Consider the following 21,999-nt stretch of genomic DNA (forward strand, 5'->3'; position numbering starts at 1 on the left):
GCACTGTCGTCGAAGGCACTGCGGGCTGTTTGCATACGTGGGCTGTGGGCCCGCCTGGGGTGGGTCATCGTCGCGCGACGACGATGGTGATGGCCGTATCGCTGACTACCAATGCCAAGCCGGATCCACAGAGGATCGAAGCCTCCGAAGGCCGGAGTGATTTGGGACGAAAGACTCGAGTGGGCCTTCTCGACCGCGGGCAACCTGGCGATGTCCGTGCCCCTATTGGATCACGATGGAGGCAGAGATGGACGTGCATCACCGAACCATCACCGTCGATGGCCACGCGATCTTCTATCGGGAGGCCGGGCCATCGGACGCTCCCGCCCTCGTGCTGCTGCACGGGTTCCCGTCCAGCTCGTACATGTATCGTCGACTCATCCCCGCCCTGGCCGACCGCTACTACGTCATGGCCCCGGATTACCTCGGGTTCGGCGAGTCGGACGCGCCCTCGGTTGAGCAGTTCGAGTACACCTTCGACTCCCTGGCAGCGATCGTCGACCAGCTCCTGGACCGCCTCGGGGTGGGCAGCTATGCGATGTACGTTCAGGACTACGGGGCCCCGATCGGATGGCGGCTCGCATTGGCCCATCCCGAGCGGATCACCGCGATCATCAGCCAGAACGGCAACGCCTACGAGGCAGGGTTTGTGGAGGGCTTCTGGGCACCGGTGTGGGCATATTCCACCGAGCCCACGCCCGAAACCGAGACGGCCGTCCGGGAAGCGCTGAGCATGGAGGCAATCCGCTGGCAGTACCTGCACGGTGTAGCGGACCCGAGCCTGGTCAGTCCGGACACCTGGACGCACGACTGTGCCCTGATCCAACGGCCCGGCAACGATCAAATCCAGCTGCGGCTCTTCCGCGACTACGCCACCAACCGCGCCCTTTACCCACGGCTGCAGGAATACTTCCGGAACAGCCAGGTGCCACTGCAGGCGGTGTGGGGAGCCAATGACGGGATCTTCGCGCCCGAAGGCGCTCGCGCGTTCGCCAACGATCTACCCAACGCCGAGATCCACCTGCTCAACGCCGGTCACTTCGCACTGGAGACCCAACTAGACACCATCACGGGCTACGTGCACGGATTCCTCGGGCGAGTCAACTCCCAATCGCCCGCGAGCGCGTGATGTCCTCTGCGGTCCTCAATGACCATTCGCAGGAAGCCGTCAGCGCAGCAGCCCAGGCGGTAGGTGACCGAGCTAATGTTGAGGGCGGGGATGGTCATGCAAGCAATCGTTATCGAGAAATTCGGTGGACCGGACTGCCTGGTCTACACGGATCTGCCCGAGCCCAAGGCCGGTCAGGTCGTCATCGAGATCAAGGCGTTCGGTCTCAACCACGCCGAGATGCACATGCGCCGGGGGGAGTGGGCCGAGGCCGCACCGGTCAGTGGCATCGAGTGCGTCGGCTTGGTGGACTCGTGCCCTGGTGGTGAGTTTCCGGTCGGTGCGAAGGTCGCGGCGCTGATGGGCGGGCTCGGGCGCACCATCAACGGCAGTTACGCCGACTACACCCGGGCGCCTGCATCCAATGTCGCGCTCATCGAGTCCGACCTTTCGTGGGCCGAGCTGGCTGCCATCCCGGAAACCTACGCGACCGCGTGGACGTGCCTGTTTCGGAACCTGGAGATCACCCCAGGACAGACGTTGGTCATCCGGGGAGCAACCTCGGCCTTCGGCCAGGCCGCGATCAACCTGGCGGTCAACGCCGGCGTGCGCGTTATCGGCACCTCTCGCAAGTTCGTTGGACATGCTGCGCCGTGGGGGTCGTGCCTGCTTGGCGGGCTGGCTGGGTGGTCTCGACCCGATCAGGGACTTCAATCCGCTGGCGCAAATGGCGAGCGGGGTCTATCTGACCTTCTTCGCCAGCTTCGTGTTCGGCAGGCCGGGCTTCCCGCTGTCTGATGTGCCGCTGCAGAACATCGCGGAGCAGGTGGCCGCGGGCCGGCTGAAGGCGAAACCCTCGCGCGTGTTCAACTTCGAGGACGTACGCGAAGCGCATCGCGTGATGGAGGCCGGCGAAGCCAAAGGCAAGATGGTCGTCGTCCACGCATGACCTGCCACCTGTCACCAACGAAGGCGTTGTTCCGGTCGTTGCCGGGACGGACTAGTCGCGCGCCCCGCACGAACGAGTCGTGTGGCGGTGAAGGGGGGCGGCTCGGTCGGTTTCGGAGAAGTAGCCGGTCTCTTCCCACCCGGGCAGGACGGCGATCCGGTCGGGGTTCTCGCCCTTCTTGAGGGCGTCGCGGGTGTCATTCGCAGGCAGAAGGCGCAGCCGTTGATGTGGGAGACGCGGATCTTCAACAGCTCGACTAGCAGCGGGTCGAGGCCCGCCGCGGCGGCGGTCTCTTTCACTTCCGCAGACAGGGCGATGAGGGTCTTGTAGGCGGCCGGGTGCTGCTTGCCGATGTTGACGCGTTGCGTGTTCGTCATGGTTCCGTCGCTCGGGTCTGTGGCCTGCACCGTGGATTCACCCCAGGCGCCGCGGTGGCGGTAGTTCGTGCTCCGGCAGGAGGCAGCGTCCCCTTTGAGGATCGTTGCCGCCCGCTGGGCGACCCGGGTTATGGGTGGGGGTCGTCGGTTTTGAGGTTGTCGCCGGTGTTGGAAACGAAGACGACCAGGAGCTTGGCAGGTTCCGTCCGGCTGGTGTTCTCCGTGAGGACGTGGTGGGCGCCCGGCTGCTCGACCCAGTTCTGGCCTTGGCGGTAGCTCGCCGGGTTGTCGTCGAGCTTGCTGTTCACGGTGCCTTCAAGGACGTAGGCGTAGACGAATGTCTCGCCGTGCTGGTGCGGCAGCGCCCGTGCACCGGGCGGGAAGTCGACGACTGCCGAGGTGAACGTTTTGCCCTGGACGTTCGGAAGGGCCTGCTGGAGCAGGGGCGTCAGGGTTTCTGCGGGTGGTTGCGATGCCATGGCGGTGGTCGGTGCCTTGGCGTCGTCGGGCCGGGTCGAGGGGGAGCAGGCCGTGGCCCCGGCCAGCGTGGCGACGCCAGGAGGCCACCAGCGATCCGCATTCCGATCACGATTGGTTTCCTGTTCAGCCTTCGGTGACGCGGTTGATATTTTGTAAATAGTCCTCATTGGAGAGAGGCGCTGATTCGGGCGAGCAGCCCGTTCGCGCGCAGGCTCGAGGAAACTCTGCAGCTGGTCTCACCTGCTCGCGAGCTTCCCCCGTCGGTCCTGTTTTGCTTTCTCACCAGGTAGACGAGGAAGCCCTTCCAGGTGTGACAGCTCAAGCCTGAGAGGGTGCCGTCCGCGATCTGAACCATGTCGACGGAGCAGATGCGGCCTCCCGGTGGAACACGAGGACGCGCTCCTCGGCGAAGTTGGGATTCCGGTGGTTGCGCGACTGCCGTTCCGCCGGCATCGAGAGGATCTTGTTGCCGGAGTTCTGAGCTGACCGCAATAACGCCGACCTTGCGCTTCTCCGTCCCTGTCCGTCCATCTTGGAGCAGTGGAAGTGTCCGACGCAGACGGGCTCAGGTGTCGAAGCTGGCGTAGTAGGCGGCGGCCATGTCTTCGTCAGCGTGGCCTCGGGTGGCCGCCCGGGCGAGGCGTTGTGCACCCGCTTCGGCGACGTCGAGTTGGATGCCGTGCTGCTTTCCGGCTTGGACGATCAGTTGGGCGTCCTTGGCGGCGGTGGCCACCGCAAAGCTCGGTGGGGTCAGGCGGTCTTCCAGGATCAGGGCGGCTTTTGCATGCAGGTAGCCCATGTCCAGCTGGCCGCCGCTGATGATGTCGAAGAAGCCTTGCGGGTCCACGTCGAGACCTTTGGCCAGGGCTAGAGCCTCGCCGACGGCGCTGGTGACGGCGATGACCCAGCTGTTGGCCACGAGCTTGAGGCGGGTGGCACCGGCGTCGGCACCGTCCTCGCCGGTCCACACCGTGCGGGTGCCGATGGCGTCGAACACCGGTATGACGGCTTGCCTGCTCTCGCTGGGTCCGGCGGCGAGGACGACGAGCTGGCCGGCCTCCGCGGGCTGGCGGGTTCCGAGGACGGGCGCGTCGAAGAAGACGAGTCGCTGCTCGTGGGCCAAAGCTGCGAGCTCGCCGACGGCATCGATGCCCGCGGTGGTCGACTGCACCCACGCGGTGCCGGGGCGTAGTGCTGTCGCTGCCTGCCGCATCACGTCCAGCACGGCGGCACCGTCGTAGAGCATCGTGAGCACGACGTCGGCGTCCCGAACCGCCTCGGCGGGGGTGTCAGCGATGTGCACGCCGTCGGCGGCCAGTGGTTCGGCCTTGTCCCGGGTGCGGTTCCAGGCGCGCACGGTGTGCCCATTGCGGGCGAGGCTGCGGGCCATCGCGGCGCCCATGATCCCGGTGCCCAGGACGCTCACGGTGAGGGTATTCGACATGACATCAATTCCTTCCTTGCTGTGCCGCGATTTCGGAGTTTCCGTCGGGCGGACTCGCGGCTGGTTCCCGGTTCAGGCCGTGGTCGGCCTTGCGGCTGAGCAGGCCGACGATGGCGAGCAGTGCGAACACGACGACCGTGAACGCGGTCATCACCACGGTTTCCGGTGCGTAGCGGGTGGCGACACCGAGAGCGAGAGGCGGCACGGCCAGTCCGATGTAGGAGATGAGGAACAGGCCGGCGAGGGCTTCTCCTCGTTTCGGCGGTGCAGCCATGGCCGCGACGGCACCGATGGCGGATTTGAACAGCAACCCGGTGCCGATGCCGGCAACCACCCCGCCGAGCACGAACGAGGGGAGGTTCGCCGCGTACATCCCGATCGCGACGGTGGCGGTCCCGGACGCCTGCGCTAACAGGCCGATCCGGCGCCGGAGCTGGGAATCCGCTCGGCTGCTGAGCGTCTGGGCCACCACGGCGGCTCCGAACACGGCGAACACGATCAATCCGGCCAATGCGCGCGAGGGCTGGTGCAGAGTACCGCCGACGAAGCCCGGGGCCAGCGAGGTGAACAGCCCGAAGACCGCGAACGCCGCGAAACCGGCGACGGCGGCGGCGAGGTAACCGGCGGGGTCGCCGTGATCGGTGCTGACCCGTTGTGGCCGGTAGCGCGGCCTGGCGGAACGCACCTCGACCGTCTCGGGGGTGAGGAGTACGGCGACGATGCTGAACAGCAGCAGGGCGGCGAAGACAGCGTACGGCAGGAACAGCGGTGCCCCGAAGTACTGCGCGATGGTCCCGGCGAGCAGCGGGCCGAGGCCCAGTCCGCCGAGGTTCGCAGCGGTCGAGACGATCTCGAAGCGCTGCGGCGAGGCGCCGGGGCGGTGCCCGCTGTGCAGCTCGTGCAGGTGCGCGGTGGCGGTCGCGGTGAGCATTCCCACGCCCAGGCCGGTGACCAGGCGCGCTGTGATCAGGACCGGCAGCGAAGGCTCGGTGAGGAACAACGCGGCGGCGGCGACCTCGAGCCCCAGTGCCGCGATCAGGATCTTCTTTCGCCCGACCCAGTCGGAGATGTGACCCGCGAGCAGCAGGCTGGCCAGCACACCGACGGCGTAGACGGCGAACACGATGGTGACCGTGAACGTCGAGAAGCCGTCATATGCCTGGTAGAGGGGATACAGCGGGGTCGGCACGGTCGAGAATGCCATGGCGGTGAGGAACGCCGCGGCGATCATCCAGAACCCGGCACCGTGCCTGCGGGCCGAGATCCCCCCGGAGGGGGTTTGCGTGCGGATGGGCAGCGGCATGTGTCGACTCCGTCCGGAAGTTGCGAGAGGCACTGCTAGTGCAACTCGTCCGGGTTCCGCCCGCATCCCTTTGGCGGAGATAAGTTGCGATACGCGAAATCTCGAAACGAGATAGATCGCCGCGATGAGCAGTGTGGATCTCGGCAGGCGGATGTCGTCACCGCCAAGCGCCGGCGGAGGACATCCAGGGGTGCGGCGATCAGGACGGTCGGCACTCCGCGAGGAGTGCGTCGGCCATCGCCACCGCGGCCGGGGAGACCGGGGATCGGGCCGAGGTGGCGAGCGCGAGGGTCCAGGTGATGGCCGGGGCGACTGGGATGGGGTGGAGGTCTGCGTAGCGGCTGGCCGGTGTGGCGGGCATGAGCGTGACGCCGAGCTCGTTGCGGACGAGGCCGACGGCGGTGTCGTAGTCGGACACTTCGTAGGGGGTGTCCGGGTCGATTCCGGCGGCGGCGAGGGCCTCGTCGGTTTGGCGGCGGATGCCCCAGCCCGCGGCGAACCGCACCACGGTTTCTTCGGCGAGGTCGGCCAGGTGGATCTGGCGGCGGCCGGCGAGGCGGTGGTCCGGGCGGCAGAGCAGGACCATGGGTTCGTGCGCGATCGGTTGCAGTGCGACGTTCGCCGGCGCTCTGCTGGCCGAGACCAGGGCGAGGTCGAGCGAACCGTCCGCGACGGCGGCGAGATGCCCCGCGGTGCCTGCGACGCTCTGGCGCAGCCGCACCGACACCAGGGGGTACCGGGCGTGGAAGCGGCCCAGCGCGGCCGGCAGGTCGAGCGGGCCGGAAGACATCAGGGTGCCGAGGTCGACGCTGCCGCTGAGCTGTTCCCGGTACCGCGCCACCGAGTTCTTCGCGCGGCGGGCGGCGGCGAGCGTGCTGCGGGCCTCGGCGAGGAACGCGGCACCGGCGGGGGTGAGCGCGATCCGGTTCCTGGAGCGGTCGAGGAGCTGCATGTCGAGCTCGCGTTCGAGCTTCGCGACGGACGTGGACACCGCCGACTGCACCACGCGGACGCGTTCGGCACCGCGGGAGAAGCTGCGTTCCTCGGCGACGGCGACGAAGTACTCCAATTGGCGTAGCTCCACACGAGGAATTATCTCATGCAAAGATGGTCACTATCCCGGTAGTTCGTTAGGCGAGATGGTTTGCCCGCGCGATGGTCGGCAGTTCCGGGGCGAGGTCCCGACGGCGACGAGCGATCGATCTGACCGAGGGAATGATCACGGCCGCCGCGCAGCAGACGTTCAACGGGGCCATCAGCGAGCGCACGCGCGAGATCTTCGTGCGGTTGGTGCAGTACCTGCACGACTTCGACCGGGAAGTCCGACTCACCAGTGAGGAGTGGTCCACTGCGGTGGACTTCCCGGAGCGGGTCGGGCACATCTCGAGTCCCACCCGCCAGGAGTTCGTGCTGCTGTCGGAAATCCTGGGGCCGAACGTGCTCGTCGACCAGGTCAACCACAGCAACTGTTCCTCGGCCACCGATTCCACCCTGCTGGGACCTTCTACATCGAAGGTCGACCGTGCGTGGCACGGCTGTACAGACCGACCTGGCGGTCGACCAACGTCAGGGCTGCGTTTATCGCGGGTCAGTTGCTCGGTGGGCTTGTTCGCAGACACCGCCCGCTCCTGCGTGCACGGCGGGCAGCGGACAGCCGCGGGATCTGTGAAAATGCATTAGCGGCCTTCAGACGTGTGCGTTGGGTTGCGAACCGGCGAAAGAACCCCAGATCCGGGCGCACATGCGAACGCAGTCCCGAACGGTGCTCGCTCGAAGACGGCGGCCGGTGGGAGGAGACGGTGACGACCGACCGCACTGCCGGGCCGCCGATAGCGACGGGCGGGGTTGTGACGCCGGGATGACTCGTCGACGAACGAACCAACCCGAGTCGGGGGATGACAAGCAGGCGGCCAACGCGGCGACGAGCAGCGGAGAGCAGCCGCCGGGGCCGGGACGTCTCCTTGACCGGCGCTCGCCCTTCTTCACAGGCATGGCAGCGGCGTCCGGCGTGGCGGTGACCTACGGTGTCGTCCAGCTGATCATCACTGCGCGTCAGGTGCTGATCCTCATTGGCCTGGCCTTCTTCCTGGCGATGAGCCTGGAACCAACGGTGTCGTGGTTGGTGCGCCACGGGCTTCCTAGATGGACCGCCGTGGTGAACGTGCTCGTCGTTGCTCTGGGCGCGGTGGCCGGATTTCTCGCGGCGGCGATCCCACCCCTGTTGAATCAAGCAGGCCAGTTCGCTGTGCAGGTGCCGGGATACCTGAGCAGCCTGCAAGACCCACGGTCCTCACTCGGGCGACTCAATGCCCAGTTCGAACTTCAACAGCGCGTGGAGCAGTTGCTCACCGGACAGAGCGCGGCGCTGGCGCAAGGACTGCTCGGGGCAGGACAGCTGTTGTTCGATGTGGTTTCCGGTTCGGTCGTGGTCGCGGTGCTTGTGGTGTACTTCCTGGCTTCGATGCCGCGTATCCTGCGGACGCTGTACCGGCTGGTGCCGGCACAGCGGCGGCCCCGCGCCATGCGGATCGGCGACGAAGTCTTCGTCCAGACCGGTGGGTACCTGCTCGGCAATCTGATCACCTCGCTGATCGCCGGGACGGTCAGCTTCATCTGGCTGGTGATTTTCGGCGTGCCGTTTCCGCTGTTGCTGGCGGTGCTCGTCGCGCTCTTCGATTTGGTGCCGGTGGTCGGCCCGATTACGTCTGGTGTGATCGTCTCGTTGGTTTCCCTGACCGTGTCGGTGCCGGTTGCGTTGGCCACCGTGGGCTTTCTCGTCGTCTACCGGGTCGTCGAGGATTACCTTCTAGTGCCGAAGATCATCGGCCGGACCGTGCAAGTGCCCGCCGCCATCACGGTCGTCGCCGTCTTGCTCGGTGCGGCTCTGCTCGGAGTCATCGGGGCATTGATCGCTATTCCGGTAGCCGCTGTGATCAGACTCCTGGTGCGCGAGTTCGTGCTGCCTCGCCTGGACCACGCGTAACGGTCTGTCCTGGCGCGCCTGCACGACGCGCTGCTGCCAAACAGTGAGAACAAGCTGGGCGTCGAACCGTCGTGAACGGATGAGGTTTGGCGCTACGACACGGCGGAATCCGCGCCTGCTCCGGTTAGCTTTCGGTCGCTCACCACGACGTGTACACCCCCTGAAGCATCCCGGTTCGCCGATCGGAAGCAGCACCGGAGAAAGACGAACCACGTGTGGGGTGGTTAATTTCTAATAAGAGCACCGATTCTCGACAGTTTCACGTCATGTCCGTTGCGTGCGTAACCGCGGTGGGGCCGCGTGTTCGACAGTGCGGCGTGTGTTTTCCCGTGGGTCCAGAAGTGGGATTTCGGCTATGTTCGTCGCGTGGGCGTGGCAGTGGGCGCCGAAATCCTCATCGGCGGATTGTTGGTATCGGTAGCGGCGTTGGCGGCGTTGGCGCGCGTGTTGTCGATCCCGTACCCGATCGTTCTGGTGCTCGGTGGTGCGGCGATCGGGTTCGTGCCCGGGCTACCGCACGTTGAGCTCGATCCCGAAGTCGTCCTGGTGGTTTTCCTGCCGCCGCTGCTGTACTGGGCGGCGCTGTCCGCCAACTTCCGCGATATGCGGGAGAATCTGCGAGGACTGACTCTCAGTTCTGTCGGTCTGGTGCTGGCGACCATGGCCGCGGTGGCGGCAGTGACCCACGCCCTCGTACCGGGTCTCTCGTGGCCGGCGGCCTTCGCGCTTGGCGCGATCCTGTCACCGACCGATCCGCTCGCTGCCGGTCTGGTCATGCGGCGCCTTGGCGTCCCTCGGCGACTGGTCAGCGCCGTCGAGGGTGAAGGCCTGTTCAACGATGCCACCGCGCTGGTGGCCTACCGCGTCGCCGTGGCGGCGATCGTCGGCGAGAGCTTCTCGCTCGGCCGCGCCGGGCTCGTTTTCGTGGCGGGGGCCGTCGGCGGGATCGCGATTGGCCTGGTCGTCGGCTGGCTCATCATGGCTGTCCGTCGCCGCACCACCGATGCCCAGGTGAGCCTGACGATCTCGCTGCTCAGCGGGTACGCCGCGTTCATCCCTGCCAACGCCCTCGATGCGTCGGGCGTGCTGGCGGCCGTGACCACCGGCATGTACGTGGGGATCCGCGGCGTTCCCGTGCTGCCCGCGCCGACCCGCCTTCAGGGGGTGATGGTGTGGGACATCCTCACCTTCCTGATCAACGCGGTGCTGTTCGTGTTCATCGGTCTCCAACTCCCGAGTGCGGTAGAGGGGTTGGCCGGTCACACCATCACCGCTCTTGTCTCTTACGCGCTCTCGGCGGCGGGCGTGGTCATATTGGTGCGGCTGGCCTGGTTCTTCGTCGTCCCGTACATAATCCGGGCGATCGACCGGCGACAGAGCCAGCGGGCCCGCCGGGTGGGAGCGCGCTATCGGCTGGTGCTGGCCTGGAGCGGAATGCGCGGCAGCGTCTCCCTGGCCGCCGCTCTGGCGCTCCCGCTGACCACCGAAGCCGGGGCACCGTTCGGTCCACGAGGCCTGATCATCTTCCTGACCTTCGCTGTCATCTTCGCGACGCTCGTCGTGCAGGGGCTGTCCTTACCCGCTCTCATCCGGTTGCTCCGAATCTCCGACGACGGTGCAGAGGAGCGCGAGGAGCTTCGCGCCCGGTTGGCGGCAACGCACGCCGCACTCGCCCACCTCGACGAACTGGCCGGGCAGGAGTGGACCCATGAGGACAGCGTCGACCGGTTGCGCCGCGCGTACGAGTACCGCAAGCGCCGACTCGGCGTACGCACCGGAAAGATCAGCGACGAGGGTTACGAGGACCAGTCGCTCGCCTACCAGCAGATGGTCCGCGCGGTGCTCGAAGTACAACGGGTGACTGTCTTGAACTTGCGCAACGAAGGGGAGATCTCCAATGAGGTGATGACTCGCATCGTCCGCGAATTCGATCTCGAAGAAACACGACTGGAAATCTGAGCAGCCCGCCACCCAGACACACAGCTTCCTCGCCCGCACCGAGCTCCGACCAGACAAGACATGGTGTGGGGCTAGCAGCTGGTTTTGCTTGAGGAAGTGAGCGTGCCCTCGAGATGGCCACGTCGCCGTCGCAATGAACGACGCGGCCCTGGCCGATGATCGTTCCCTGGCCGGGCCGGCCGCAGGAAATGCACGTTGAGCTCCAGCGTGGACTGGAATTGATCGAGTTGGAGCGTGGCGAGCAGGGCTGGCCGACCGTGATACGTCAGAGTCGATACTGCCCCAGGCCAAGCACGTGCCGGGACCTTCGTCGGTGGCAATGCCCCGCTGCAGCGTGCGTTACTGCTCGTGGCTAACGCCGAAGCGGGCACGATCGTTACTCCATGGTGCCGGGACGGCGTCGAGAGTGTCTGGAGGAAAGCCGAGGTGCCTCGACGCGCTGCACCTCGACAAGCTCACCGAGGCCGTGCTGCGCGAGCAGGCGCAGCACTTTGGAGGCTCCCCCGAGGAGTTCGCTGCCCAAAGCGACGCCGCGCAGATCGCGCTCGTGCGCGCGCTCGGCGAACTTCGTGAACCTGGCCACGAAGAGATCGCGTCTGCGCTGCCCGCTTCAACGGGCCCTTGGCTTGAGCCTGGGCTGCTTCCCGGAGACTTCTACGCCTGCGAACAGCTGCTCTCCGACGAGGAGGGTGACAAGGTCGAGCGCATCCGTGAGTTCGCGCGTACCGAGATCGCTCCGATCGTCGATGACTACTGGGCGCGCGCGGAGTTCCCACTCAAGATCATCGACGGCTTCCGCGAGCTCGGCCCGCTGAGCTGGGCGGATCCACATTCGACAGAGAGGCCGCCGAGCAATTTGCTGACGGGCTTCACCGCGATGGAGCTTGCGCATGCCGACGCGTCGATCGCGACGTTCTTCGGCGTACACAGCGGGCTGGCGATGGGCAGCGTCAGCAAGCTCGGATCCGAGGAACAGCGGCTGCGCTGGCTGCCGCAGATGATCCGTTTTGAGAAGATCGGCGCCTTTGCGCTGACCGAGCCCCACAGCGGCTCGGACGTTTCGGGAGGGCTGGAGACGACTGCTCGCCGCGACGGTGACACGTGGATTCTCAACGGCTCGAAGCGCTGGAGGACCCGCTGAGGACTGATCTTGGTCGCGTAGCACAAGATCGGGATACCGCGTCGGGTTTCTCCGAAAGATCGTTGGTGGCTGCAGACGGGCGGCTACGGTCCGCCAGGTGTCGGTGGAATTTCTGACTCATGCAGTGGTGTACGGCAGTCCGTTCAGTCTTCGGCCCGATGGGTGACCGGCGCCTCCGTATATTCGGCCGGGAACTCGTACCAGCGGCGCCGCAGGCAGACGTACCGCACGTCGGCTTCGACAAAGTGGACGAAGGCCGAGACGGTATCGGCCAGGCGTTGCTGTAGATCGGGTTGAGCCAGCTGCCCGTCTTCGGTGAATGCCTCGTAGGCGCGGGCCAGGCTGAACATGTCTGGGTAGACCCGTGTTCCGAGGTGTTCCAGCGGGACCCTCAGCGCCCACAGCCCGCGGTTGCCGCCCACCAGCGAGGGGGAGGCCGAGACGAGCAGTGCGTGCTTGGTCTTGAACGGCTGCGGCGTGATACGGGAAACCCAGTCGATGGCGTTCTTGAGTAGCCCGGGAACGGAGCCGTTGTACTCGGGGGAGGAGATGACAAAGGCATCGCAGCGTTGGATGCGGTCGCGCAGGGCCAGCGCTCCGTGAGGCGGGCCCTCGGCGGCCTCAACGTCCCCGTCGTACAGGGGCATGTCGAAGTCGTGCATGCGGCCGATGTCAACCTCGGCGCCGGCCTGTGCGATCAGGCGAGCGGTAAGGGAGGCGAGCCGGGCGTTGAGGGACCCGGCGCGCAGCGCGGCACCGAAGACGAGCACCTGCACAGGAGGAAAATGAGCGTCCGTCGTCACGGTGTAACCCCCTCCGCGAGACCTGTGTCGTGTCGTCAGTCTGTTCCGCCCTGACTTGCCGCGCGAATCCGATCGTGGGCGTTCACCGCGCTGAGCCGCCGGGGCAGCGCGGGTGGTTGCGTTCCTGGTTGCATCCGGCGGCGTTCGCGGCTGACCGGTGCAGGGCGCTGAGCTGCAAGCACATTTCCACAGACCCTCTGGTGTCCGCTGTCGTGGTCTCTTCCAGGCTGATCAGCGTCGGGTCAAATAGATACGATGATTTCAGTATTTAATGAAGTTTAATCTGGGTGTTGTTGTGATGTCGTAGCCGCCTTTCAGCGAACAGCCCCCGCGGTCACGCTCTTAGGAACGCCAGTAGATCGGCGTTGATCGTCTCCGCCTGTGTGGTGGGCATGCCGTGCGGGAAGCCTTCGTAGGTCTTCAACGTCGCGTTCTGCAGAAGCTTCGTCGACAAGAGTGCGGAGTCTGCGTAGGGCACGATCTGGTCGTCGTCGCCGTGCATCACCAGGACGGGCACCGTGATCTTCTTCAGGTCTTCGGTGAAATCAGTTTGCGAGAAGGCGACGATGCCGTCGTAGTGCGCTTTCGCGCCGCCCATCATGCTTTGGCGCCACCAGTTCTGGATGATGGCCTCCGAGGATTCCACGCCCGGCCGGTTGAAACCGTAGAAGGGCCCCGCCGGCAGGTCGCGATAGAACTGTGAGCGGTTCGCCGCGAGTTGCGCCTGGAACCCGTCGAAGACGTCTTTGGGAAGGCCGCCCGGATTGGCTTCGGTCTTGACCATCAGCGGCGGTACTGCGCTGATGATCGCGGCCTTGGCCACTCGGCTTTCTCCGTGTCGGGCTAGGTAGTGGACCACTTCGCCGCCGCCGGTCGAATGACCCACATGAATGGCGTCCCTCAGATCCAGATGTGCTGTCAACGCCGCGAGGTCGTCGGCGTAGTGGTCCATGTCGTGGCCGTCGCCTGGCTGGCTGGATCGCCCGTGGCCGCGCCGGTCATGGGCAATGACCCGGTAGCCGTGTTGCAAGAAGAACAACATCTGAGCGTCCCAGTCGTCAGCTGAAAGTGGCCAGCCGTGACTGAACACGATCGGCTGACCCGAGCCCCAGTCCTTGTAGTAGATCTCCGTGCCTTCGGTGGTGGTGATGGTGCCCATACGATCCCTTCCTTCAACGTTTGTGGGATGGCGCGGAGGAGCGCTGCCAGCTCGCGCGCCTCTTTTCGCATGCACATCCTTAAGCACGCGCCCGAACGGTGCACAATCTACAAGGCTGTACCCGAAGCGGCGGTGGCCAAAAAGTAGCGGTGGTGCCCAACTCGTGCGATTGATCGTTGGATTTGAGTGTTGCCCTGTGGCGGGCTTGGCGTGGAGTGCCGACTTCGCCGCGGTGGTCCTGCTGTCGCTGCTCTTTTCGATGTCCGGCGGAAGCACCGGAGGCCGGCTCGTGCCGCTGATCGTCTTCGTCGCCTTCGTGGCCGCCATTGGGCTCGCGGTGGCAGGCTGTTGCTGTGCGAGCCATCCGTGTCACGGGAGTAGACGTAGCCGCGACGGTTGGCAGGACCGAGGGCCTCGTCGTCGCTGTTGGCCCGGCATATCGCGAACTGCACCACCAGAAGCGGGAGGGTACGGCCTAACCGGAACCTGCCAGCGGGATCTGGAGACTCATCGTGCCTTTCAGATCCAACCAGGTCTTGTCCGGTCCCCGGACAAGGCGCAGCACCACCCCGTCGCAGCCTGGACATCGGGCGACCAGTCCGGGTGCGCGCTGGTAGACGCGGAGCGTAGCGACCGGGCCGGTGCGCCCGCAGTCCATGCAACGCTCGACGGCGGCTGTGACATCGACTGCGAAGACCTCCGCCAAAGGCCCGGCCAGGGCGTTGCCGTCCACGTGCTGCTCGGTGTTCGGCTGTGTCATGTCATCCTCCACTCGGCCCGAACCTCTCGGTCTTGATGCGCCCGGGTGCGTGGCCCAGCGCCACGAGAATGTTGGCGGCCGTTTCGACAAAACCCGTGGGGCCGCAGACGAAACAGCTCGGTTCGAACTCCGGTGGCCAGCCACCACGGTTGATGTCCGCGATCCCGATCCTTCCGGGCTTCCCGGTCCAACCCTGCGGCGTCGACCGCGTGTACACGTAGGTCACGTCCAGGCCGTCGTCCCCACGCGTCGGCTGAGCCAGCTCCCGGGCGTAGTACACCTCCGCAGGCGAGCGGACCGAGTAGAGCAAGCGAAACGGTGTACGACTGCGGGCCGCCCGACGCGCCCGCACCATCGCCATCAACGGCACGATGCCCGATCCTCCCGCGATCAGGAGCACCGGCTCGGTCTCTGCCGGGCGCCATACGAACCAGCCACCGAGGGGTCCGCGCACCTCCACCGGGTCTCCTAGCGAGTACACCTCGGTCAGGTACGGAGACACCTCGCCATCGGGCACCCGCTGCACCGTCAGTTCCAGCCGATCACCGTCCGCGGGGGCGGCCAGTGAATAGCTGCGCTGCGCGCTGTAACCATCAGCGGCGGTTAGCCGGAGGTCGACGTGCTGCCCGGCCGAATGTCCCGGCCAGCCCGTTACGTCCAACACCAGCGTGCGTGCCGTGGGCGTCTCGTCGCGGTAGTCGACAAGACGCGCGACCCGCCAGCTCAGTCGGCCGGTCAGTCGCCCTGATACCGCTGCTCGCGCCACGGGTCACCGTAATCGTGATAGCCGATGGTCTCCCAGAATCCGGGTTCGTCCTCCAGCAGCAGTCGCATGCCGTGCACCCACTTCGCCGATTTCCAGAAGTACAGATGCGGCACGAGCAACCTGGCCGGACCTCCGTGCTCGGGTGGAAGATCGGCACCGTCGTACTCGTAGACGATCCACGCCTGGCCATCGAGCAGATCCTCCAACGGCAGGTTCGTCGTGTACCCACCGTAGGAGTCCATCAGCGCGAATTCTGCCGCCGTGTCCACCTCGGCCAGTAGCGTGTCCAGCGACACGCCCCTCCACATCGTGCCCAGCTTCGACCACTTGGTGACGCAGTGGATGTCCACTTTCCGCGTCTCCCCGGGCAGTTCCTGAAACTGCGGCCACGACCAGCGATGGACCTGCCCGGTCTCCGTCGTGATCACGAACTCCCACTCACCCAGCGGAACCTGCGGCGTCGGGCCCGCGGACAACACGGGGAAATCCTCGATCAGGTACTGGCCTGGCGGCAAGTGTGGCCCGGTCGGACGCGGCCGCCCCTGAAAACCAGGCGACACGATACCCATCGCAGTCCCTCCCCAGCACAGCTGACGAATCAGCGCCATCCGTTGATCAGGCACAACGAGCGGAACGCAGTCGACAGCCGCTCAACATGTCGAGAGCCCATCAGCATCGGCACCCGCCAACATGCTGGCCACGGTCAAAGCACGAAAGAGCCGAAAGACCCAAGACGGTCAGTCGTCGGGCTAGGCCGCGGAGAAGGGCGTAGTACGAACGGTTGTCCACGTCGAGGGTCATGCCAACCGGATAGACGGCAGCTTGCGGGACTGGGCAGCGCGGCGCAGCATCCTCCTGGAGGTGGTCACGCCCTCACCGGAGGTTCACCATGCGAATCGCTGTGGCTGGTGCGACCGGCAATATCGGCGCCCGCACCGTCTCGTTCCTTGAGCGCGAGGGGCACGCGGTGGTTCGCATCAGCCGCTCTCTCGGCGTTGACCTGATTACGGGCCAGGGTTTGGACGCGGCGCTCGAAGGGGTTGACGCGGTGGTCGATGCCATCAGCTCGCCGCCGATCAGCGCCGCCGAGACTCGCGACTATTTCAGCACTACCACGAGAAATCTTCTCGCCGCCGAGGAGCGCGCGGGCGTGCGTCACCACGTATTGCTGTCGATCGTCGGAATCCACCGGATCGAAGGCGGTACTGCCCACTACTCGGGAAAGCGCGAGCAAGAGCGCCTGATCGAGGAGGGCCACGTGCCGTGGACGATTGTGCCAGCCACGCAATTTCACGACTTTGCGGCGTTGGCTACTAGCTGGACCGAGCGCGACGGCGTCGCTATCATCGCCCCGCTACTCGTTCAGCCGATCGCACCCGACGACATAGCTCATGTCTTGGCCGAGGTCGCCATCGGGGAGCCGCAGGGCCGCTACGTGGACGTCGCCGGCCCTGAGCCGCAAGACCTCGTCGACATGGCCCGCCGCACCAACGACATTCTCGGCCGCAAGGTGAAGCTGGTTCCCACGTGGTCGGGCCCCCTGGATGAGTCGATGGCTGGCAATGTACTGCTGCCCGGCGAGAACGCCCGCATCGCCCCGACGACGTTCGACCAGTGGCTGGCGGCTGGCGCGCGATAGCCGGCCGCCCCGGTCGAGCTTCATCACCGGATCGACACGGCACACCGACGGCGGCAGTGCAACGGTCTGACAAACCAAGGAGACGCGATGTCGAAGCAGGACGCCAACGACAAGGTGCAGAACGCGATGACCGTGCTGCAGAACGTCACCCCGTCCTTTCGGCCGGCGGACGGGGAAGTGATGACCCTGGTGATCGAGTGGCCACCCGGCGATCCCGGGATCCCGCCGCACCGCCACCCCGGCGGGCCCTGTTTCGGCTACGTGCTGGAGGGCGAAATGGTCTTCGAACTGGAGGGTGAGCCGCCACGGTTGATCAAGGCCGGCGAGGCATTCTGGGAACCCGGCGGAGATGTAATCCACTTTCAGGACGCCAACAACCGCACCGACATCCCTCTGCGTTTCCTCGTGACGATGATGATGGCTCCCGGTCGGCCGATGCTGGTCTTCGTCGACGACGACGAGCTCGAGCGGCGCCGTTGGACAAGGCGGCCACCTGATGAGCGACCTGGTTGAGACATGGCGACAGCACAGACTTGCGATTCCGGAGATCGCCCGCCGACTGTGGGTCACCGCTTCGCCCAGGTCGCCTTCCCGAGGGGTACGACGCCAAGCGCAATCGGCGCTTCCGCTATCCGCATCGGCCACCGCTCGTGGTTGTCGAAGTCCGTGCTGACCCGGATCACCTCGTCAGAGAGCTCGCGAGCGAAACGTCGCCGACCTGGCAGTAGCAGACCATCGCGTAGAAGTCGTACGGGCAACCGGTTCGGCAACACAGTGCTGGCGGCTGTTACCGCACGTCTCGGCGACGCCGCGCACCCCGAGCAACTTGCTGTGCGACTGCACGGTGACGAGCGCGCCCTGTGGCTTGGACATTTTGACAGCCCGGAATGGGCGGAACGCCGGGCAGGCGAGATCACTACAGCTCTTGCCGTCCGAAGCGCCTTCCTGCCCGTAGTGCTGAAGGGTCCTCGTTGCGGATCTGAGCCAGGAAGTCCTCGTCCTCGGCTTGGATGTGTTGCGCTTCGGTCAGCACGTCCCGCACGCTGTGCGCCGGGATGACGACGGCGCCGGCGCGGTCTGCGTAGATGTAGTCGCCCGGTGTGACGCACACGCCGCCGACTTCGACGGGGATGTTGGCCGCACACGGCATCACGGTGTCGCCGCCCGCTCGGGTGGCCTCGCCCCTGCACCAGGTGGCGAAGCGGTACCGGGCCAGTTCGTCGAAGTCGCGGAGCCGGCCATCGCAGAGCAGCCCGGCGAGCTCGTGGTTGTGCAGGCGGGACATTTTCGTGCCACCGCCATGCGAGACGTCCGGGTAGCCACCGCTGGAGAGCACCAGGACTGCCCCTTCGGGGGTATTTCCTACCGCTCGGTAGAACCAGCCGGCGAATCCTGCGGTCTTGGTATCGGTGAAGTCGTCGCGGTAAGGCAGGTAAGCGATGGTCACGGCGGGGCCGAACATCGAGCGCTGCGGAGTGGGGCTGACCAGGCTCAGCACGTGCGCGCGGTGGTGGTGGGCTCGTCCCATGGCATCCACGATGGCAGCGCAATCGAGCCCGGTGACCATCGTTGCCAGGTCCGTGTCCTGTCCAGTCATCGTGGGCTCTCCTTTGGGCGTATCCGTCAGCGGTAGTCCGGGTGGTCGAACCGAAGTGACAGCCCGTAGCCCACGCGGAACGCTGGTTGCTGTGGGCGTGCGGCCACGCCTCCAGCTTGCCGGAGCATGGCGGCGATGTGCATGAGGTCGTAGGTCATGAAGGTGGCGCTGGAGTTGGTGAAGTCGTTGTCCGGGCCACCCGTGCCTTCGTCGAGGTAGCTCGGTCCGGGACCGACCTCGCCGATCCACCCCGCGCCGGCTTCAGGCATCGCAAACCTTCCGTGCACCCATCGGCGACGGCAGCCTCTGTTCAAGGAACTGGTCGTCGCAACATCTCGGGTGTGAGGAGTTGCGGTGGGAAAGTCGAAGTTGCGTCGGTGGGATCTGGCGGGGCTGGTCGCTGTGGCCCCGAGTCCGGCACTCTCGGCTGCCTTGCGCCCCTGTGAGTGGCTGGCGGTGATCCGCAGTGCTTCAGGGACGCGCCGCTGGCCCGTGGAAAAAGAAGACCGGCTGCTCACTGTGGACGAATACCTGCAGGCTCGCGGGATCAAAGGCCAGCAACTGCGTTCGATGCGGACCAGCTTCGGAACGAGACCCCCAGCCGCCTGCAGCTGGGGGAGCCCGGCGTGGTGACGACATAGCGGTGGCGCCGGTATGCGGCTGCGCCCACGCCGGCCAGGCGTGGGCGCAGCCGCATAGGGGTCAGCCCTTGATGCGCACCCGGTCGAGCGGTGCCGGGGAGATCACCTTGTGCTCCCTGAGGTAGTCCAGGAAGACCTCGTGGTCAGGACCGTTGCGTACCGGGTCGGTGTAGCCCTCGAAGGCGCTGTATCCGTCCGCGCCGATCACCGTGTACGCCAGCGCGGCCACCCGGTAGGTGCGTTCCGGATCCAGTGGCTTCCCGTCGATCAGCACCTCGCTCGGCTCGACCCGGTCGCCGACCGCCCGCGCCGGATCGTAGCTGTACGAGACATTGTGGGAGACCGCGAGCGGCGCAGACTTCACGCTGCCGTCCGCCTGCTTCTGCCACTGCTGCTCGAGAATGACGTCTAGTTGACGTCCGGTGACCCCGACGGTGAGCACTGGGTTGCCGTAGCCGTAGGCGTTCCAGGACTCGCCGAACAGGATCCGGCCGTCAGCGTCGCCGGGGTGGCTGCCCTTCGCGAACGGCAGGTCGCCGCGGACGGCGGTGCTGCCCTTGGCGGGCTTGGCGGAGATAAGCGCCAGGTCGGCTTTGCCGTCCCGGGTGCGATTGGCGTCCCAGTAGTGGACGTCGGCGAACAGGTCGGCGGCGGTGCTCTCGCCGGCGGTGTTCGGCGTGCGGGTGAAGGAGCCGGTCTGGGTGGCCACCGGCTCGGCGAAGCGCTCGGCGCCGCGGCCGGCCCAGTAGTCGACGATCTTCTTGACCGCCGGATCCGGCGCGACATCCCGGGTTACCGCGTGGTTGACCGAGCTGGTCCGGTCCCGGATGACCTCACCGGTGCTCGGATCGAGCGACAGCCTGATCTCGTTGATGAGCGCACCGTGGTTGCCCGCCTCGACGACCGGGCGCGGGTTGCCTTCCGGGTCGGGCAGCATGCAGTTGAAGCGCGAGTGCCAGTGGCCGCTGACCACGGCGTCGATCTCGGGCGTGACCTGCTTCGCCAGGTCGATCACCGGCCCCCAGGCGGAGTCGCACTCGTTGTAGCTCGAGGTCGCGGCGGTCTTCGGGGAGCCACCGTCGTGGACGTTGAGGACGATCGCCTCGACCCCGCGGCGCTTGAGTTCCTCGGCGTACCGGTTGGCCGTCTCCAGCTGGTCGAGAGCCCGCAGTCCCGGCTGATAGGAGGTGGAGCCGGTGGGGGTGTCGGGCACCGTGGTGGTGATGAAGCCGACCGGGACGCGCTTGCCGCCGGGAGCGTCGAACCACTCGATACGGTACGGGTCCACGACCGGGCGGCCGGTCAGCTTGGAGACGATGTTTCCGGACTGGAAGTCGAAGTCCGCGCCCTGGAACCTGCGGCCCGTCGAGTCGGTGAAGCAGCTGTCCTCGTTGACCGTGCCGAAGCAACGGCCCTTCTCCATGTGGTCGACGAGGAAGTCCGGCGAGACGTCCAGCTCGTGGTTGCCCATGGCCGAGAAGCGCAGGCCCATCTCGTTGAGGACTTCGATGGTCGGCTCGTCCTGGAAAGCGTCCACTTCGAAGGGCCAACCGGAGAAGTTGTCGCCAGCGGAGAAGAAGACCGAATTGCGGTGCCCGGATCGCAACTCCTTGAGGTGCGAGGCCAGATACGCTGCCCCTCCGACGGTGACCGGGGTGCCGTTGGGCCCCGGTATCTGGCCGCCCTGCCCGGGGGTGGGTGGCTGTAGGTACCCGTGGAAGTCCGAGATGCTGAGCAGCTGCACGTCAACAGGGGCTGTGGCGTCAACAGGGGCTGCGGCGGTCGCCGGTGCGGCGGAGACTGCGCCGGCGAGCAGGGTGGCGCCGGCGGCGATGGCGCTGAACCGGCGAAGGATGTTTCTCAAGGCGATGCCTCTTCCGGAGATGGATAGACGTGCTCATCACAACTTCCAGTGGTGTCCTGGTGGTGAACGGAATGCTTCACGTCGAGGCATTCGCAGTGGCCGAACGATCGGGCGGCGCCGGATCGTCAGGGAATGACGGGGCTGGTTGCGTGCGACCCTCCATGACGTGGTTGGGCAGCCAGACCTCGGTCACGTAGCGGGCGAAGCGCTGACGTCCGGTCGCGAGGTTGACGAACTTGCCGTCGGCGATCTGAGCTTCTGCACGTCGCCGTGCCCGCTCCGCGTCGCGTTGCCGGGCGAAGGCGTCGGCGGAGCGTTGTCGGCCGCGGAGGTCCCCGTTCATTGAGCCTCACCCCGCCCGCAGCTGCCTGGACGGTGCATAGCGCTGCTGTTGTGAGTGCCGGTGCGGCGGGCCAGTTCGATGTGGAAAGCCCGGCCGGAGCGGACGGTGCGTGGACGGTTAGGGCGCTTTGGTTGGGAAAGGGCAGCGTGGCGGCGTGCGACGAGGCTGCGGTGCCAGCGCAGCACGTTCCGTGGCAGCCGGTGCAGTAGCGCCGCCAGAAACGCTCGATCAGCTGGGGCGAACCGCGCCCTCTCTTGACCGAGCTGACGCTCTAGCACTGTGATCTGATGGCGCAAGGCGAGGATCTCGATGTTCTTGTCTCGGTCGTTCATCGGCAGCAGGCACAGCACGGCGAACGCGTTCGTCATACCGAGGTAGGCCAGTCGCAGCAGCACAGTCGATCACCATGCCGTGGCGCTTGACAGCAGCGAAAGCGTCCGTTCGAGCGACTACGGCTGACCTGCCCGGACACCGCCTCGCACCAGGGCGGATGAGGTTATCGGCAAGGGCAACCCGGCCCACCCGGCGCACTGATGTGCGAACCAACCCTTCGCCGCCCACGCCTAGATTGAAGCCGACGGCCAGTTCATCGGCGAACCACACACCCCACGACCACTTGTCGTCGTGCGGGCGTTCCGGCGCAGCATGAAGCGATTGATCAAACTTGGCTGATACCCGCCGGG

23 protein-coding genes and 1 pseudogene are annotated in these 21,999 nt (G+C 66.2%); 9 read left to right on the forward strand and 15 right to left on the reverse strand.

Annotation, left to right across the window (positions count from 1 at the left end):
• Positions 1 to 247 precede the first annotated feature (247 nt).
• The 3 genes from BLW84_RS30310 (at position 248) to BLW84_RS48510 (ending at position 2,057) form a co-directional block, all read left to right on the forward strand.
• On the forward strand, positions 248 to 1,129 hold the full coding sequence (locus BLW84_RS30310) for an alpha/beta fold hydrolase (RefSeq protein WP_218157527.1): 882 nt from the start codon (positions 248 to 250) through the stop codon (positions 1,127 to 1,129).
• 96 nt (positions 1,130 to 1,225) lie between these two features.
• Positions 1,226 to 1,906 (forward strand): alcohol dehydrogenase catalytic domain-containing protein, encoded by a 681-nt coding sequence (locus BLW84_RS49355; RefSeq protein ID WP_245761506.1) that lies wholly within the window; start codon positions 1,226 to 1,228, stop codon positions 1,904 to 1,906.
• A complete protein-coding gene (locus BLW84_RS48510; protein WP_245761504.1) occupies positions 1,791 to 2,057 on the forward strand; it encodes a zinc-binding dehydrogenase in 267 nt (88 codons plus the stop codon). The genes BLW84_RS49355 and BLW84_RS48510 overlap by 116 nt, the downstream gene beginning before the upstream one ends.
• A gap of 11 nt (positions 2,058 to 2,068) precedes the next feature.
• On the opposite strand, the gene BLW84_RS50425 is transcribed toward BLW84_RS48510, so the two are convergent.
• The 5 genes from BLW84_RS50425 to BLW84_RS30340 form a co-directional block, all read right to left on the reverse strand.
• A complete protein-coding gene (locus BLW84_RS50425) occupies positions 2,069 to 2,434 on the reverse strand; it encodes a carboxymuconolactone decarboxylase family protein (protein ID WP_218157529.1) in 366 nt (121 codons plus the stop codon).
• A 128-nt stretch (positions 2,435 to 2,562) separates the two neighbouring features.
• Entirely contained in the window at positions 2,563 to 2,913 is a 351-nt protein-coding gene (locus BLW84_RS30325) for a cupin domain-containing protein (RefSeq protein ID WP_218157530.1), read from the reverse strand.
• A 566-nt stretch (positions 2,914 to 3,479) separates the two neighbouring features.
• Entirely contained in the window at positions 3,480 to 4,358 is an 879-nt protein-coding gene (locus BLW84_RS30330; protein ID WP_093272202.1) for an NAD(P)-dependent oxidoreductase, read from the reverse strand.
• A 4-nt stretch (positions 4,359 to 4,362) separates the two neighbouring features.
• Complete coding sequence (locus tag BLW84_RS30335) at positions 4,363 to 5,661, reverse strand: MFS transporter (RefSeq protein ID WP_093272204.1); 1,299 nt, start codon at positions 5,659 to 5,661, stop codon at positions 4,363 to 4,365.
• Positions 5,662 to 5,860: 199 nt separating this feature from the next.
• Positions 5,861 to 6,745: a LysR family transcriptional regulator gene (locus tag BLW84_RS30340; RefSeq protein ID WP_093272206.1), complete on the reverse strand. Its 885-nt coding sequence runs from the start codon at positions 6,743 to 6,745 to the stop codon at positions 5,861 to 5,863.
• 131 nt (positions 6,746 to 6,876) lie between these two features.
• Here BLW84_RS30340 and BLW84_RS30345 point away from each other — a divergent pair, with 131 nt between their 5' ends.
• From BLW84_RS30345 to BLW84_RS30360, 4 genes are all read left to right on the forward strand, one after another.
• Positions 6,877 to 7,341, forward strand: a complete 465-nt coding sequence (locus tag BLW84_RS30345; RefSeq protein ID WP_177226768.1) for a dioxygenase — start codon at positions 6,877 to 6,879, stop codon at positions 7,339 to 7,341.
• A gap of 310 nt (positions 7,342 to 7,651) precedes the next feature.
• Positions 7,652 to 8,644 carry an AI-2E family transporter gene (locus tag BLW84_RS30350; RefSeq protein WP_177226769.1) on the forward strand — a complete coding sequence of 331 codons (993 nt, stop codon included), beginning with the start codon at positions 7,652 to 7,654 and terminating at the stop codon, positions 8,642 to 8,644.
• Positions 8,645 to 8,944: 300 nt separating this feature from the next.
• Positions 8,945 to 10,603, forward strand: coding sequence for a Na+/H+ antiporter (locus tag BLW84_RS30355; protein WP_245761491.1), 1,659 nt, complete (start codon positions 8,945 to 8,947; stop codon positions 10,601 to 10,603).
• Between the two features lie 406 nt (positions 10,604 to 11,009).
• The gene (locus BLW84_RS30360; RefSeq protein ID WP_218157532.1) at positions 11,010 to 11,744 is read left to right on the forward strand and encodes an acyl-CoA dehydrogenase family protein; all 735 of its coding nucleotides are present in this window, start codon (positions 11,010 to 11,012) and stop codon (positions 11,742 to 11,744) included.
• 143 nt (positions 11,745 to 11,887) lie between these two features.
• On the opposite strand, the gene BLW84_RS30365 is transcribed toward BLW84_RS30360, so the two are convergent.
• The 5 genes from BLW84_RS30365 to BLW84_RS30385 form a co-directional block, all read right to left on the reverse strand.
• The gene (locus tag BLW84_RS30365) at positions 11,888 to 12,547 is read right to left on the reverse strand and encodes an NADPH-dependent FMN reductase (protein ID WP_093272219.1); all 660 of its coding nucleotides are present in this window, start codon (positions 12,545 to 12,547) and stop codon (positions 11,888 to 11,890) included.
• A gap of 334 nt (positions 12,548 to 12,881) precedes the next feature.
• The gene (locus BLW84_RS30370; RefSeq protein WP_093272222.1) at positions 12,882 to 13,706 is read right to left on the reverse strand and encodes an alpha/beta fold hydrolase; all 825 of its coding nucleotides are present in this window, start codon (positions 13,704 to 13,706) and stop codon (positions 12,882 to 12,884) included.
• Between the two features lie 475 nt (positions 13,707 to 14,181).
• Positions 14,182 to 14,466, reverse strand: coding sequence for a DUF6510 family protein (locus BLW84_RS30375; RefSeq protein WP_093272227.1), 285 nt, complete (start codon positions 14,464 to 14,466; stop codon positions 14,182 to 14,184).
• A gap of 1 nt (position 14,467) precedes the next feature.
• Positions 14,468 to 15,232 carry a ferredoxin reductase gene (locus tag BLW84_RS30380; RefSeq protein WP_093272230.1) on the reverse strand — a complete coding sequence of 255 codons (765 nt, stop codon included), beginning with the start codon at positions 15,230 to 15,232 and terminating at the stop codon, positions 14,468 to 14,470.
• Positions 15,202 to 15,801, reverse strand: coding sequence for a molybdopterin-dependent oxidoreductase (locus BLW84_RS30385; RefSeq protein WP_093272233.1), 600 nt, complete (start codon positions 15,799 to 15,801; stop codon positions 15,202 to 15,204). Before BLW84_RS30385 ends, BLW84_RS30380 begins: the two co-directional genes overlap by 31 nt.
• Before the next feature lie 320 nt (positions 15,802 to 16,121).
• Here BLW84_RS30385 and BLW84_RS30390 point away from each other — a divergent pair, with 320 nt between their 5' ends.
• Both BLW84_RS30390 and BLW84_RS30395 read left to right on the forward strand, forming a co-directional pair.
• Positions 16,122 to 16,871: an SDR family oxidoreductase gene (locus BLW84_RS30390; RefSeq protein WP_093272235.1), complete on the forward strand. Its 750-nt coding sequence runs from the start codon at positions 16,122 to 16,124 to the stop codon at positions 16,869 to 16,871.
• Positions 16,872 to 16,958: 87 nt separating this feature from the next.
• Positions 16,959 to 17,384, forward strand: coding sequence for a cupin domain-containing protein (locus tag BLW84_RS30395; protein WP_093272238.1), 426 nt, complete (start codon positions 16,959 to 16,961; stop codon positions 17,382 to 17,384).
• 403 nt (positions 17,385 to 17,787) lie between these two features.
• Here the strand turns inward: BLW84_RS30395 and BLW84_RS30400 are convergent, their stop codons facing one another.
• The 5 genes and pseudogenes from BLW84_RS30400 to BLW84_RS49360 all read right to left on the reverse strand — a co-directional run bounded on the left by BLW84_RS30400 (position 17,788) and on the right by BLW84_RS49360 (position 21,711).
• Positions 17,788 to 18,468, reverse strand: a complete 681-nt coding sequence (locus tag BLW84_RS30400; protein WP_245761492.1) for an RraA family protein — start codon at positions 18,466 to 18,468, stop codon at positions 17,788 to 17,790.
• Positions 18,469 to 18,494: 26 nt separating this feature from the next.
• A pseudogene (locus BLW84_RS30405) lies at positions 18,495 to 18,734 on the reverse strand (flavodoxin family protein); the annotation flags it as partial.
• A 436-nt stretch (positions 18,735 to 19,170) separates the two neighbouring features.
• Entirely contained in the window at positions 19,171 to 20,973 is a 1,803-nt protein-coding gene (locus tag BLW84_RS30410; RefSeq protein WP_218157533.1) for a bifunctional metallophosphatase/5'-nucleotidase, read from the reverse strand.
• Positions 20,974 to 21,049: 76 nt separating this feature from the next.
• Positions 21,050 to 21,316: a hypothetical protein gene (locus BLW84_RS30415; RefSeq protein WP_093272240.1), complete on the reverse strand. Its 267-nt coding sequence runs from the start codon at positions 21,314 to 21,316 to the stop codon at positions 21,050 to 21,052.
• Positions 21,313 to 21,711 carry a hypothetical protein gene (locus tag BLW84_RS49360; RefSeq protein ID WP_245761493.1) on the reverse strand — a complete coding sequence of 133 codons (399 nt, stop codon included), beginning with the start codon at positions 21,709 to 21,711 and terminating at the stop codon, positions 21,313 to 21,315. Before BLW84_RS49360 ends, BLW84_RS30415 begins: the two co-directional genes overlap by 4 nt.
• Between the last annotated feature and the right edge of the window lie 288 nt (positions 21,712 to 21,999).

Source organism: Saccharopolyspora shandongensis (genome assembly GCF_900106995.1).
GTDB classification, from domain to species: Bacteria; Actinomycetota; Actinomycetes; order Mycobacteriales; family Pseudonocardiaceae; genus Saccharopolyspora; species Saccharopolyspora shandongensis.